The sequence below is a fragment of the Vibrio pacinii DSM 19139 genome, from assembly GCF_000711795.1.
GTDB classification, from domain to species: Bacteria; Pseudomonadota; Gammaproteobacteria; order Enterobacterales; family Vibrionaceae; genus Vibrio; species Vibrio pacinii.
This window is the reverse complement of record NZ_JONH01000005.1, coordinates 16,420-29,054: the sequence shown is the minus strand read 5'-3', so window position 1 is coordinate 29,054 and position 12,635 is coordinate 16,420. Positions and strand designations below refer to the sequence as shown.

Below are 12,635 nucleotides of genomic sequence, written 5' to 3'. Positions count from 1 at the left end.
TATTATTATTTTCTTCTAGGGTCAAAAAAGCCAACATCAAGTGTTGGCTTTCGCAATCATCATTTAAAGCGCTAAGTTACTGCAAACACAGCGGCGCGGCTACCACAAGCGTCGTTTATTTTACGCGCTTGTATTTGATATCCCATACACCGTGACCTAAACGATGCCCGCGAGCTTCGAATTTCGTCAGTGGGCGCTCTTCAGGGCGAGGGACAAAGTCACCGTCTGACGCAATATTCTCGAAGCCTGGCGCTTGGTTCATCACTTCAATCATATGCTCAGCGTAATTTTCCCAATCAGTCGCCATATGGAAAATGCCTTCACCAACAATGAGTTTTTGACGCACCATTTCGGCAAAATCGAGCTGAACAATACGGCGCTTGTGGTGACGTTTTTTGTGCCAAGGGTCTGGGAAAAACAGTTGCAGCGTTGCAAGACTGCTGTCTGGAATCATGTGAGCAAACACTTCAACCGCATCGTGGCACATCACGCGTAAATTCGTCACGCCGGCTTCACGAGCGTCAGAAAGGCACGCACCCACACCTGGGCTGTGGACCTCAATACCCAAGAAGTTTTTCTCTGGCGCATTCTTCGCCATTTCAACCAGTGATGCGCCCATACCGAAACCAATTTCAAGCACCACGGGATTGTCGTTACCAAACACTTGTTGCCAATCAAGCAGCGTGTCTTGGTAATCAATTCCCATTGTCGGCCAACATTCATTCATCGCATTTTCCTGACCTTTGGTCAGACGACCTTCGCGTCGAACAAAGCTGCGAATTTTGCGTATCAGTTTACCGTCTTCGTTGTATTCGTTAGTGGTCACTTCACTCATGATTTTGCCTGTTTAAAAATTGGTCTCGCCTGAAAGGGATTGTGATTATCCAAAGAATCGTCATTGGTGCAAGTATTTTAGCGCAATTCGCCGCTTATTAGCCTTGGCTTGCAAACTTTATTACGTTTATCCTTACTGTTTATCGGTTGTACTTTACCCAATATTTGTGGTGCAATTTTGTCTAACTAAAAATATAAAATGTTGAGCAGACCGTGACTCCTTTCGCTAACGCCATTTTACAGTGGTATGAAAATTATGGGCGTAAAAGCCTACCGTGGCAGCATAATAAGACCGCTTATAGTGTATGGCTGTCGGAAATTATGTTGCAGCAAACTCAAGTAACAACGGTTATCCCGTACTATCAACGATTTCTTGAACGCTTCCCAACTGTGGTCGATCTCGCCAATGCAGAGCAAGACGAAGTGTTGCATTTGTGGACCGGACTCGGCTATTACGCTCGGGCGCGCAACCTGCACAAAGCCGCCAAGACCGTTGCTGAGCAATATCACGGCGAGTTTCCACTCGATATCGAGCAGATGAATGCCTTACCGGGTATTGGTCGTTCAACAGCGGCGGCGATTCTGTCATCGGTCCATAAACAACCACACGCTATTTTAGATGGCAATGTCAAACGTACCCTCGCGCGCTGCTTTGCCGTTGAAGGTTGGCCAGGACAGAAGAAAGTAGAAAATCAACTCTGGCAACACGCAGAAAACCATACGCCTCAGGTCGATGTCGATAAATATAACCAAGCCATGATGGATATGGGCGCCATGGTCTGTACGCGCAGCAAACCTAAATGTACCTTATGTCCGGTAGCAACGTTATGCCAAGCGAATAAACAAGGCAATCCATTGGATTATCCGGGGAAAAAGCCCAAAAAAGACAAACCGATTAAAGAGACTTGGTTTGCTATGCTGCACTACAATGGCTACGTTTGGCTTGAGCAAAGACCGCAAACCGGGATTTGGGGTGGACTGTTTTGCTTTCCCGAAAATCAGCACGCTGATTTGTCTCATCCTCTCGAAATACGTGGCGTCACCTCTGCAACGATCAAGCGTCAAACACAACTGATCGCCTTTCGCCACACTTTCAGTCACTACCACCTCGATATCACACCTATTTTGCTAGACCTATCAAAGCAACCCGATGTGATAATGGAAGCAAGCAAAGGTCTTTGGTATAACTTATCTCAACCAGAAGAGATCGGTTTGGCTGCACCAGTAAAACAACTGCTGCAAAGCCTACCCCATGAACTTCACCGTTAATTATTTTAAGGAATCGTTATGAGCCGCACTGTATTTTGTACCCGACTACAAAAAGAAGCCGAAGGTCTCGACTTTCAGCTCTACCCAGGTGAGCTAGGAAAACGTATTTTTGACAACATTTCTAAACCAGCATGGGCTGAGTGGCAACACAAACAGACTATGCTGATCAATGAAAAGAAACTTAATATGATGGATCCTGAGCACCGTAAGTTGATCGAAACCGAAATGGTCAACTTCCTATTCGAAGGCAAAGACGTTCATATCGAAGGCTATACACCACCTAGCGAGTAAGGTTAGGTCCAAGAGAAGCACAACCGAAATGACATCATTGTCCGCAGTGATGTCATTTTTTTAGGAAACCTATGAGAAAGTTAACGTACCTGTTGATGGCGTTTGCTCTGACTGGCTGCAGTCGTGAGTTTATTGAAAACATTTATCGCGTTGATTACGAACCCACCAATCGCTTTGCTAAAAATTTGGCTCAATTGCCTGGTCAGTTTGAAAAAGACACTGCCGCTCTTGATTCATTAATCGGTAGCTTTTCTGGCAATATCGAGAAGCGATGGGGGCGAAATGAGATCAAATTTGCCGGTAAAAGCAACTACGTCAAATACATCGATAACTATCTCAGCCGATCTGAGGTTAACTTCGACAAGGGCTTGATCACGATTGAGACGGTCTCTCCCACCGATCCCAAAGCACACCTGAAAAACGCCATCATCACAACGTTACTCACTCCAGACGATCCTGCTAATGTCGATTTATTCTCGTCGAAAGAGATTACTTTGGAAGGCCAACCTTTTCTCTATCGTCAAGTTGTCGACCAAGATAACAAGGCAATTCAGTGGTCATGGCGCGCGAACCGCTTTGCAGACTATCTGATTGCCAACAAACTCAAAGTGAAAGATGTCGACTTCAAGAAAGCCTACTATGTCGAAATTCCGATGGTGGCTGAGCAATTCGAAATTCGTAGTTACCAATACGCCGACATCGTTCAACGTGCATCAAATAAATATGGCATACCAGAAGATTTGATCTACGCGATCATTAAAACCGAGAGCAGTTTCAACCCCTACGCCGTCAGCTGGGCCAATGCCTATGGACTGATGCAAGTTGTACCGAAAACTGCTGGGCGTGATGTTTTCGAGTTAGTGAAAAAGAGAGCTGGACAGCCAAGTCCTGAATATCTGTTCAATCCAGAGAATAATATTGATACAGGCACCGCTTATTTTTACATCCTGAAAAATCGTTACCTTAAGGATGTCAGTAACCCAACATCACTGGAGTACAGTATGATTTCCGCCTACAACGGCGGCACTGGTGGAGTACTGAATACGTTTAACCGGAGTGACCGTAAACGTGCCATGCGCGATCTTAACTCACTACAGCCAAATCAGGTTTATTGGGCGTTAACCCAAAAGCACCCGAATGCAGAAGCGCGCCGTTACTTAGAAAAAGTGACCAAATTCAAAAAAGATTTCAATTCAGGTAAGTAATAATCACCTATTTTGCTTAAATAATCAGCACTTGGCCACTTTTTTGAATTTTTTGCTAAAAACAAGTTGACGGCAAAGAGGAAAATCCGTTTAATAGCGCTCCGTTGCCCGGATAGCTCAGTCGGTAGAGCAGAGGATTGAAAATCCTCGTGTCGGTGGTTCGATTCCGCCTCCGGGCACCACAATTTAATTGTTGGTGTCTTTAGACAGCAACAGAATAAGCAAAGAATATTAGTGTGCCGACTTAGCTCAGTAGGTAGAGCAACTGACTTGTAATCAGTAGGTCACCAGTTCGACTCCGGTAGTCGGCACCATTCTTTTGCCTCGATAGCTCAGTCGGTAGAGCAGAGGATTGAAAATCCTCGTGTCGGTGGTTCGATTCCGCCTCGAGGCACCATATAAAAATAGTTCCTCCTTAGCTCAGTTGGTAGAGCGACGGACTGTTAATCCGCAGGTCGCTGGTTCGAGCCCAGCAGGAGGAGCCAATTTCAAAAGCCAAGTCTTCGGACTTGGCTTTTTTGTTTTCCAGCATGTCATCGAACCTCTACTCTAATTGACCTTACCTTTTCGTTGCCCTTATTCCAGCTCAGATCGTGCCGTTACTCGTATGTGAAAAATGTAAAAAATACTTTTTTCGACCTTAAAATTTAATCCTCATCATAAAACAAACCCTGTTTGCTATTTACTAGAGAGGTTCTACATTAAGATGACAGCAAGATGAAATGAGTCAAAAAAGAACTCAATCAAGTGTAATGTGAACTAATTGTGAGCGATTTTATGAAACTAAAGACACAAGCTTATTTATTGTCGGGAATTATCCTCATCGCATTACTTGCTTTAACGGCTACAGGTCTGTGGACCTTACGTGTTGCAAGTAACTTAGATAATAAAGCACGCGTAACCGAACTGTTTAACAGTGCCTATAGCATTTTGACCGAAGTCGAGAAAATGGCGGCGGATGGTTCTTTAGAGGAGCAGCAAGCCAAAGCACTGGCTACTCGTCTACTGCGCAACAATATCTACAAAGACAATGAGTACGTTTACGTTGCCGATGAAAACATGACCTTTGTCGCGACACCGTTAGACCCACAATTACACGGCACCAGCTTTCACGATTTTAAAGATGGTAAGGGCAACAGCGTCGGTCAATTAATTCAAGATGTTATCGGACGTAAAACGGGGCAAGTGGTCGAGTATACCTGGACGCAAAAACAAGCCGACGGCAGCATTGAAGAAAAACTCTCGATTGCACAAAAAACACCACGCTGGAATTGGGTGGTGGGAACAGGGATTGGCTTTAATGAAGTCAATGCTCGCTTCTGGGCTACCGCACAATGGCAGCTATTACTGTGTTTAATTATTGCTTCCGCTATTTTAGCCATTCTAATTTTGTCGATTCGCCGCATGCTAGCTCTACTTGGTGGGGAACCACAAGATGTCCGTCGCGCCGTACAAGAAGTGGCAAATGGTAAAATACAGACTTCATTTGAACATCAAGCCCCGCAAGGCAGTATCTATGAGGCAGTCCAGCAGATGAGTCGCTCCTTAGCTCAATTGGTCGACAACCTCGATGGCTCAATGCACGCTCTGCGTAATGAGCTTGCCAGTGTTGAAGAGCGCTCAAAGAGCATCTCTCAACTAACGGACTCTCAACAGCAATCCACCGCGATGATAGCAACGGCAATGACCGAAATGGCCTCTTCTGCCAACAATGTGGCGGATTCAGCTGGTGACACCGCGCGCAATACTGATGAAGCCGACAAACAGAGTCAGCATACTCAACAACTCATTCATAACACCGTCGACAATATCCAAGGCCTAGCGAGTCAACTCGGTGCGGCTAGTAAAGCGGTAGCCGAGCTCGATAACAATGTTAATAGCATAGTGAAAGTTCTCGATGTAATTGGTGGTATTGCCGAGCAAACCAACTTACTCGCACTCAACGCTGCCATCGAAGCCGCACGCGCTGGTGAGCAAGGGCGCGGCTTTGCCGTAGTTGCTGACGAAGTTCGCAACCTAGCAGGTCGCACTCAAGACAGCACCAAAGAGATCCAAGAGATGATCACTAATCTACAACAAGGCTCTCGCAACGCCATCCAGACAATGGAAGTCTGTGCCGAAACCAGCGAAAGTACTGTCGTAGAATCACAAAACGCCTCGGAAGCACTGCAACAGATCGTTATCGCTTTAGAATCAATTTCTCAGATGAGCCATCAAATTGCCACTGCAGCCGCTGAACAGACTCAAGTCAGTGACGATATTTCGCAGCGTATTAACTTAATCGAGGAGAGCGGTAACCAGCTCAGTGGTGTGGTGACTCAGAGCCACAATAGCACCCAAAGCCTAACTCAACTCGCCAACGAACTGGAAAGCTGGGTAAGTAAATTTACTGTTAAACACTAGACGCTCTTGGAGCCGCAAAAGCACGCCTTTTCGCGTGCTTTTTTGATGTTCAAAGCAAACTATTTGCTTAGTGATGAGTTATCAGTGCTACTGCCCTTTATACACTTCTTAGTCAAAATGGATAAAAACAGCCCATTAAGTATAGAAAAACAACAAACGATATTTTTTTTTGCATTTTAGTGTTGACCTAAAACACGAAAAGCATTTTAATACACCTCGTTGCCCGGATAGCTCAGTCGGTAGAGCAGAGGATTGAAAATCCTCGTGTCGGTGGTTCGATTCCGCCTCCGGGCACCACAGTTTATTAATTGTTGGTGTCTTGCACGAACAATATAGCAAAATAATAGTGCGCCGACTTAGCTCAGTAGGTAGAGCAACTGACTTGTAATCAGTAGGTCACCAGTTCGATTCCGGTAGTCGGCACCATTATTTAAAAAGAACAATTCCTCCTTAGCTCAGTTGGTAGAGCGACGGACTGTTAATCCGCAGGTCGCTGGTTCGAGCCCAGCAGGAGGAGCCACTTTTAGTGTGCCGACTTAGCTCAGTAGGTAGAGCAACTGACTTGTAATCAGTAGGTCACCAGTTCGACTCCGGTAGTCGGCACCATTTCTTCTTTTAAGAAGAAAGCTCGTAAACGAATAATTCCTCCTTAGCTCAGTTGGTAGAGCGACGGACTGTTAATCCGCAGGTCGCTGGTTCGAGCCCAGCAGGAGGAGCCACATTCAAAGCCAAGTCTTCGGACTTGGCTTTTTTGTATCCACTGATTGCCATCGCCCTACTCTTAATTCCGTTAATAAAAGTCCTGTTAATAGAAGTCCAGTTAGTCAATCCTGAGTACGGTTAATAGAGTCGGCAAACAGCGCTCAACCAATCACTTGTAGCACCTCACATCTTTATGGCCTCAAATAGGCAATAAAAAGCCCCAGTCTTTCGACTAGGGCTGTAATCCGTGTTAATAAGCTAAGTATTCGCCGTAGTTTAAAGCTCCCCTCCTACGCCTTCACACCTTGCTGTTGATTAAGCATCGCGACTTCTTTGTCTAACGCTTCTAGCTTATCTTTCATCTGCTCACGGCAGAGGTTCGCTAGGGCGCGAACATTCTCTTTACTGTAACCTTCTACAGAGACTGGTGGCAGCATTTCAACAATAACATGACCATTGTTCCAACGGTTGAGCTTAATCCCTGCGGTCGAGCTACATACAATAGGAATAATCGGTAGTTTAGCCCCAACCGCCGCGTGGAAGGCGCCGGTTTTAAATGGCAGTAAGCCACGCCCGCGTGAACGGGTTCCTTCAGGGAACATCCACACCGAGACATCACTGCTGTTCAAACTGTCCACGACTTGGTCTATCGTTCCTTTTGCCTTCGAGCGATTGCCACGATCAATTAAGATATTACCTGTTAGCCAGTAAAGCTGGCCAAATAGAGGCATCCAAGCGAGGCTTTTTTTACCCACAGTCACCACTTTAGGTGTCACTGCAGAAGAAACGGTAAACAGGTCCCAGTTATTCTGGTGGTTAGCAACATAAACATGCTGACCGCGTTGGTAGGCGTCTGGTGGAATACGTAGTTCAAGCTTAATCCCGAATACTCGCGACATCTTGCCAAAGAGGCGGCCAAAGGTAAAAACGTGCTTAGGGTTGCGGGGGCTTAACAAACAGTAGCCGCAACCAAACACAAACATCACAATTGCAAAAATCGCAACAGCCAATACACGTAATAGTGCAATCATTGGGGTCTCCAAGAACAGAGAGGATCAATCGTTGGTCGGAACTCTAACTGATCGGATAGTCATAAAAAAGCCGAAACTCGCGTTTCGGCTTACAAGCGTTAGCTCATTTTATCGTTAATCGCGAAAACGTTCAATCTTTGCGCCAAGAGCCGACAATTTATCTTCGATTTTATCGTAACCACGATCGATATGATAAATACGATCAACAATGGTTTCGCCGTTAGCAATGCAGCCAGCAATAACCAAGCTGGCTGAAGCGCGAAGATCGGTTGCCATCACTTGTGCACCACTGAGCTCTTCAACATCACCACAAATCACGGTATTGCCTTCAATCTCGGCTTTCGCTCCCATACGCATAAGCTCAGGAACATGCATAAAGCGGTTTTCGAAGATGGTTTCAGTGATGACACCGCCACCTTTAGCCATCAGGTTCAACAAGGTAAACTGCGCTTGCATATCCGTTGGAAAACCCGGATGAGGCGCAGTGCGGATGGTCACCGCTTTTAGCTCGCGATCGGTCATATCAACCGAAATCCAGTTTTCTCCAGATTCCACCAGCGCTCCGGCTTCTTCTAACTTTGCCAGTACCGCTTCTAGTAGATGCGCCTTAGTGTTACGGCACGTCACTTTGCCACCAGAAACCGCAGCCGCAACAAGAAAGGTTCCGGTTTCAATGCGATCAGCAACAACGGAATGCTGCCCACCACCTAAACGTTCTACACCTTCAATGGTGATGGTATCAGTACCAGCACCCGTTACTTTCGCGCCCAGTTTATTGAGGAAATCCGCGGTATCAACAATTTCAGGCTCACGCGCTGCATTATCAAGTACCGTAGTCCCCTCAGCCAACGTCGCTGCGCACATCACTGTAATCGTCGCACCAACACTGACTTTGTCCATCACGATGTGTGCGCCTTTAAGGCGACCATCAACGTGCGCTTTAACATAACCATCTTCTAGTGTGATCGTAGCGCCTAATTGCTCTAGACCATGAATATGCAGATCAACCGGACGGGCGCCAATCGCACAACCACCTGGCAATGAGACTTGACCTTGACCAAAACGTGCCACAAGAGGACCAAGAGCCCAAATAGAAGCTCGCATGGTTTTGACTAAATCGTATGGCGCACAGAATTCATTGATACTACTTGGATCAACATGCACTGAACCATTACGCTCAACCTTGGCACCAAGGCGCTTTAACAGCTCCATCGTGGTGTCAATGTCACGCAAACGCGGTACGTTGGCGACTTCTACTGGCTCCTCAGCCAATATTGACGCAAACAAAATAGGTAGGGCGGCGTTTTTTGCACCTGAGATGGTGACTTCACCCACTAAAGGCTTTTTAGAGCCAATTACTCGAAACTTTTCCATTCTAAAACCTTACAGTGACATCAACTTCTTATCACGAGCCCACTCATCTGGAGTGTAAGCTTTGATAGAAACAGCGTGAATGTCATTTCTTTGGATGTATTCCATCAGTGGTGCATAAATTAGCTGTTGTTTCTTAACGCGACTCATTCCATCGAAACAAGCATCAACAGCAACTACTTCATAATGGCTGCCTTCACCTTTGACATGTAACTCTGCTAGATGCAGAGCATCATTCAAAATCTGTTGTACTTTTGCGTTATCCACAATTCACCCCTGTTGTATTCTTTAAATGCTCAGCAACGAACTGTTCAACATTGCTCAACTGAAATAATGTGTGCAGTTCATCCGGCACGAAACTGAGCATTATATGACAGTTTTGTTTTTTTGCATGCTCTATTAAATGAATCAGCATAACCATACCCGCAGAGTCGACACGAACTACCTGATCCAGCGACACGACGACCTCACCTTGGGGAAAGGTTTGCTGTTTAAGAATCCGCCATAACGCAGGGACACTATTGCGGTCTAAATCACCACTGAGCAGATAACGATGCTGGCCACTTGTCTGCCATTGTGAATTACTCATCACTCTTTTTCTCGAAACGAATCGGTTGCTTAGCCAATTGTTCAAGTTCATCAGCTACGGCAACAATTCCATCTTGACGTAACTTAGTATTCCACTCAGATTGCTTGCTCGACAGTAGGCTAATCCCTTCCGCAATCATATCGAACGCTTGCCACTCACCGGTATTTTTATCACGGCGCAGTTTAAACTCCAGCTTAATATTCGGTCGAGGTGCATCAATGATATCGACCTTGATGCTTGTGATACTCTTATTTGGATCAAGTTTTGGTTCAGGGGCGAACTCGATCACCTGGTCGCTATATTGAGTCAACACCTGAGCGTAGGACGTCACTAGATAAGCGCGAAAGGCGACAATAAATCTCATCACATCTTCGCGCTTAGCGCCTTTTAAATTCGGACCTAACAGCTTAAGTGAGGCGTACTTTTCGTTAACATACGGCATCAACTCTTGCTCTACGATCACCTTTAAATATTCAGGGTCTTGATGGATACGTTCTTGCTCGGCCTTCAAACGTTGAAACGCTTGCTCGGCAACCGTTGTCATCATCTGGTACGGCTGCGTTTTGTCAACCTCTTGCGCTCTAATACCAAATGCCACCAACAAAGTAAAAAGAGTAAGCACTAACTTCTTTAACATATATTGCTCCTTATTCACTGTCCGAGCCACCAACGCTATATAGTACTTGTCCAATCAAGTCCTCTAATACTAACGCCGACTTGGTATCTTCAATGTAGTCTCCATCGACCAGCATCTGCTCATCTTCAAACACAAAGCCTGGAATCAAACCGATATACTGTTCACCAATCAAACCTGAAGTAAGGATCTTGACGCTTGATGTTTCTGAGAACTGATCGTAGCGACGGCTAATTGCCATCGTCACCACAGGTAACAGTGACTCGGTATTGAGTCCGATATTAGTCACACGGCCAATAACAACACCTCCGACTTTCACTGGAGAACGAACCTTTAGGCTGCCAATGTTATCGAACTCGGCATTGAGGGTGTAAGTATCACCAGATCCAAGCCCTTTAACGTCAGCGACTTGAAAGATCATCACTAGAATTGCGCAAATTCCAGCAAGTACAAAGCTACCAACCCATAATTCTGTTTTTCTTGTTTGTTGCATGATTAGTTCCCAAACATCAATGCAGTTAGTACGAAGTCTAGACCAAGTACTGCCAATGACGAGTGAACGACGGTACGCGTCGTTGCTCGACTGATTCCTTCTGAGGTTGGAATCGCATCATAACCGTTAAATAGTGCGATCCAAGTGACCGTAATGGCAAAGGCAAAGCTCTTTATCATACTGTTACCAATATCTTGGCCGAGCTCAACCGAGGCTTGCATCGCAGACCAAAAGCTCCCGTAGTCAATGCCTTTCCAATCGACACCCACCAATTGACCTCCCCAAATGCCCACCGCGGTAAAAATCATCGCCAGCAGTGGCATCGATATTATCCCAGCCCAAAAACGCGGGGCGATCACGCGTTTCAATGGGTCAACCGCCATCATTTCCAGACTCGACAGCTGCTCAGTGGCCTTCATCAAACCGATTTCAGCCGTCAAAGCTGACCCAGCTCGCCCAGCGAAAAGCAAAGCCGTAACCACCGGGCCTAGCTCTCTTAACAAAGACAGCGCCACCATCTGACCCAATGCCCCTTCGGCACCAAAATCCACAAGGATAACGTAACCTTGTAGGCTCAATACCATGCCAATAAATAGCCCTGACAAGACAATAATAAGTAACGACTGTACTCCAACGCTATACAGTTGCTTTACGAGTAACGGGAAATTTTTAACGGGCTGTGGTCGACTAGATAAAGCGCCAAACAACATTAAACTGGCGCGACCAAAGGACTCACAGACTGACATGGATCGACGGCCAACAGAGGCGACGATATCAATTAAATTTACCATTATGAAAAGAGATCCTTAGCGAGCGGCTGGGCTGGATAACGAAATGGCACAGGTCCATCCGCGTTGCCTTTAAGAAACTGTTGTACCTGTGGGTCGGGATTGTCACGTAACTCGTCTGGCGTCCCACACGCCACCACCTTTCCGTTGGCTAGAATGTACACCCAGTCAGCGATACTCATCACCTCAGGCACATCGTGAGACACTACAATAGCCGTTACCCCCAGAGCTTGATTCAACTTATGAATCAACTCAACCAGTACCCCCATCGTGATAGGGTCTTGGCCAACAAAAGGTTCATCAAACATAATAAGGGCGGGATCAAGGGCAATCGCGCGAGCTAACGCAGCACGTCTTGCCATGCCGCCAGATAGCTCACTCGGCATAAGCTGCGCCGCGCCGCGTAGTCCAACAGCTTCAAGTTTAAGCAGCACTAAAGTGCGGATCAACGCTTCATCTAACTCAGTATGCTCTCGCAGTGGGAAGGCAACGTTGTCAAACACTGACAGGTCGGTAAATAACGCCCCTGACTGAAATAACATGCTCATTTTTTTGCGTTCTTGGTAGAGCTTACGCCGACTCAACGAGGGAATGTTATGACCATCAAACCAGATTTCACCTTGCTGCGGATAAAGCTGTCCACCAATCAAACGCAACAGGGTGGTTTTTCCTATCCCTGATGGCCCCATAATCGCGGTCACTTTTCCTTTTGGCACACGCAAATTCACGTCATCAAAGACTTTGCGCTCTCCGCGAGAAAACGTTAGCTGCTTTACCGTCACTAAGTCTTCAGATTCCATGTTGAACTCTTATTCGTTCCAGTAACAATGGGCAATCATAAGCACATTAATGCAGAATTTAAAGCATGGCGCAATTAATTGTGAGGCAATCAAATATTAGCACTTTAATATATAGCGACTTGCTTTCCATTGACTTGTTATCATCGCATAACAATTAATTGAATGAACTGCTTCCCTTTTAATAGCCAAACCGTCAAAATTAACGGTTAAATTCTCTCGAAGTAT

The 12,635-nt window shown here is 46.0% G+C and carries 13 protein-coding genes and 9 tRNA genes; 13 read left to right on the top strand and 9 right to left on the bottom strand.

What is annotated here, in order from left to right; all coding sequences use genetic code 11:
- Window positions 1-115 precede the first annotated feature (115 nt).
- Entirely contained in the window at window positions 116-835 is a 720-nt protein-coding gene (trmB, locus tag BS19_RS04515; RefSeq protein ID WP_038173633.1) for a tRNA (guanosine(46)-N7)-methyltransferase TrmB, read from the bottom strand.
- 212 nt (window positions 836-1,047) lie between these two features.
- On the opposite strand from trmB, the gene mutY reads away from it, so the two are divergent.
- From mutY to BS19_RS04450, 13 genes are all read left to right on the top strand, one after another.
- Window positions 1,048-2,103, top strand: coding sequence for an A/G-specific adenine glycosylase (mutY, locus tag BS19_RS04510; RefSeq protein ID WP_038173632.1), 1,056 nt, complete (start codon window positions 1,048-1,050; stop codon window positions 2,101-2,103).
- Between the two features lie 18 nt (window positions 2,104-2,121).
- Window positions 2,122-2,394 carry an oxidative damage protection protein gene (locus tag BS19_RS04505; protein ID WP_038173630.1) on the top strand — a complete coding sequence of 91 codons (273 nt, stop codon included), beginning with the start codon at window positions 2,122-2,124 and terminating at the stop codon, window positions 2,392-2,394.
- A gap of 71 nt (window positions 2,395-2,465) precedes the next feature.
- Window positions 2,466-3,599: a membrane-bound lytic murein transglycosylase MltC gene (gene mltC, locus BS19_RS04500; RefSeq protein WP_038173627.1), complete on the top strand. Its 1,134-nt coding sequence runs from the start codon at window positions 2,466-2,468 to the stop codon at window positions 3,597-3,599.
- 106 nt (window positions 3,600-3,705) lie between these two features.
- Window positions 3,706-3,781 (top strand) — tRNA-Phe (locus BS19_RS04495).
- A gap of 56 nt (window positions 3,782-3,837) precedes the next feature.
- A tRNA-Thr gene (locus BS19_RS04490) sits at window positions 3,838-3,913 on the top strand.
- A gap of 7 nt (window positions 3,914-3,920) precedes the next feature.
- Window positions 3,921-3,996, top strand: a tRNA-Phe gene (locus BS19_RS04485).
- A 12-nt stretch (window positions 3,997-4,008) separates the two neighbouring features.
- Window positions 4,009-4,084 (top strand) — tRNA-Asn (locus BS19_RS04480).
- 292 nt (window positions 4,085-4,376) lie between these two features.
- A complete protein-coding gene (locus BS19_RS04475; RefSeq protein ID WP_038173626.1) occupies window positions 4,377-6,002 on the top strand; it encodes a methyl-accepting chemotaxis protein in 1,626 nt (541 codons plus the stop codon).
- Between the two features lie 221 nt (window positions 6,003-6,223).
- Window positions 6,224-6,299, top strand: a tRNA-Phe gene (locus BS19_RS04470).
- Window positions 6,300-6,352: 53 nt separating this feature from the next.
- Window positions 6,353-6,428: transfer RNA gene (locus tag BS19_RS04465), tRNA-Thr, on the top strand.
- An 18-nt stretch (window positions 6,429-6,446) separates the two neighbouring features.
- Window positions 6,447-6,522, top strand: a tRNA-Asn gene (locus BS19_RS04460).
- A gap of 10 nt (window positions 6,523-6,532) precedes the next feature.
- A tRNA-Thr gene (locus BS19_RS04455) sits at window positions 6,533-6,608 on the top strand.
- A 37-nt stretch (window positions 6,609-6,645) separates the two neighbouring features.
- A tRNA-Asn gene (locus BS19_RS04450) sits at window positions 6,646-6,721 on the top strand.
- Between the two features lie 273 nt (window positions 6,722-6,994).
- Here BS19_RS04450 and BS19_RS04445 read toward each other — a convergent pair.
- The 8 genes from BS19_RS04445 to mlaF all read right to left on the bottom strand — a co-directional run bounded on the left by BS19_RS04445 (window position 6,995) and on the right by mlaF (window position 12,410).
- Window positions 6,995-7,735, bottom strand: coding sequence for a 1-acylglycerol-3-phosphate O-acyltransferase (locus BS19_RS04445; RefSeq protein ID WP_038173625.1), 741 nt, complete (start codon window positions 7,733-7,735; stop codon window positions 6,995-6,997).
- A gap of 114 nt (window positions 7,736-7,849) precedes the next feature.
- Window positions 7,850-9,109, bottom strand: coding sequence for a UDP-N-acetylglucosamine 1-carboxyvinyltransferase (gene murA / locus BS19_RS04440; RefSeq protein WP_038173623.1), 1,260 nt, complete (start codon window positions 9,107-9,109; stop codon window positions 7,850-7,852).
- A gap of 9 nt (window positions 9,110-9,118) precedes the next feature.
- Window positions 9,119-9,373 (bottom strand): BolA family iron metabolism protein IbaG, encoded by a 255-nt coding sequence (gene ibaG, locus BS19_RS04435; protein WP_038173622.1) that lies wholly within the window; start codon window positions 9,371-9,373, stop codon window positions 9,119-9,121.
- Entirely contained in the window at window positions 9,366-9,695 is a 330-nt protein-coding gene (locus tag BS19_RS04430; RefSeq protein WP_038173620.1) for an STAS domain-containing protein, read from the bottom strand. Before BS19_RS04430 ends, ibaG begins: the two co-directional genes overlap by 8 nt.
- Complete coding sequence (mlaC, locus tag BS19_RS04425) at window positions 9,688-10,332, bottom strand: phospholipid-binding protein MlaC (protein ID WP_038173618.1); 645 nt, start codon at window positions 10,330-10,332, stop codon at window positions 9,688-9,690. The genes BS19_RS04430 and mlaC overlap by 8 nt, the downstream gene beginning before the upstream one ends.
- A gap of 10 nt (window positions 10,333-10,342) precedes the next feature.
- Window positions 10,343-10,822, bottom strand: coding sequence for an outer membrane lipid asymmetry maintenance protein MlaD (gene mlaD, locus BS19_RS04420; RefSeq protein WP_038173616.1), 480 nt, complete (start codon window positions 10,820-10,822; stop codon window positions 10,343-10,345).
- A 2-nt stretch (window positions 10,823-10,824) separates the two neighbouring features.
- A complete protein-coding gene (gene mlaE, locus BS19_RS04415; protein WP_038173615.1) occupies window positions 10,825-11,613 on the bottom strand; it encodes a lipid asymmetry maintenance ABC transporter permease subunit MlaE in 789 nt (262 codons plus the stop codon).
- Window positions 11,613-12,410 (bottom strand): phospholipid ABC transporter ATP-binding protein MlaF, encoded by a 798-nt coding sequence (mlaF, locus tag BS19_RS04410; RefSeq protein WP_038173614.1) that lies wholly within the window; start codon window positions 12,408-12,410, stop codon window positions 11,613-11,615. Before mlaF ends, mlaE begins: the two co-directional genes overlap by 1 nt.
- Window positions 12,411-12,635 lie beyond the last annotated feature (225 nt).

Bases quoted from the DNA above. Each gene is read 5' to 3' on its own strand.
- trmB (WP_038173633.1), bottom strand. From the start codon at position 835: ATGAGTGAAGTGACCACTAACGAATACAACGAAGACGGTAAACTGATA.
- BS19_RS04505 (WP_038173630.1), top strand. From the start codon at position 2,122: ATGAGCCGCACTGTATTTTGTACCCGACTACAAAAAGAAGCCGAAGGT.
- mltC (WP_038173627.1), top strand. From the start codon at position 2,466: ATGAGAAAGTTAACGTACCTGTTGATGGCGTTTGCTCTGACTGGCTGC.
- BS19_RS04475 (WP_038173626.1), top strand. From the start codon at position 4,377: ATGAAACTAAAGACACAAGCTTATTTATTGTCGGGAATTATCCTCATC.
- BS19_RS04445 (WP_038173625.1), bottom strand. From the start codon at position 7,735: ATGATTGCACTATTACGTGTATTGGCTGTTGCGATTTTTGCAATTGTG.
- murA (WP_038173623.1), bottom strand. From the start codon at position 9,109: ATGGAAAAGTTTCGAGTAATTGGCTCTAAAAAGCCTTTAGTGGGTGAA.
- BS19_RS04430 (WP_038173620.1), bottom strand. From the start codon at position 9,695: ATGAGTAATTCACAATGGCAGACAAGTGGCCAGCATCGTTATCTGCTC.
- mlaC (WP_038173618.1), bottom strand. From the start codon at position 10,332: ATGTTAAAGAAGTTAGTGCTTACTCTTTTTACTTTGTTGGTGGCATTT.
- mlaD (WP_038173616.1), bottom strand. From the start codon at position 10,822: ATGCAACAAACAAGAAAAACAGAATTATGGGTTGGTAGCTTTGTACTT.
- mlaE (WP_038173615.1), bottom strand. From the start codon at position 11,613: ATGGTAAATTTAATTGATATCGTCGCCTCTGTTGGCCGTCGATCCATG.
- mlaF (WP_038173614.1), bottom strand. From the start codon at position 12,410: ATGGAATCTGAAGACTTAGTGACGGTAAAGCAGCTAACGTTTTCTCGC.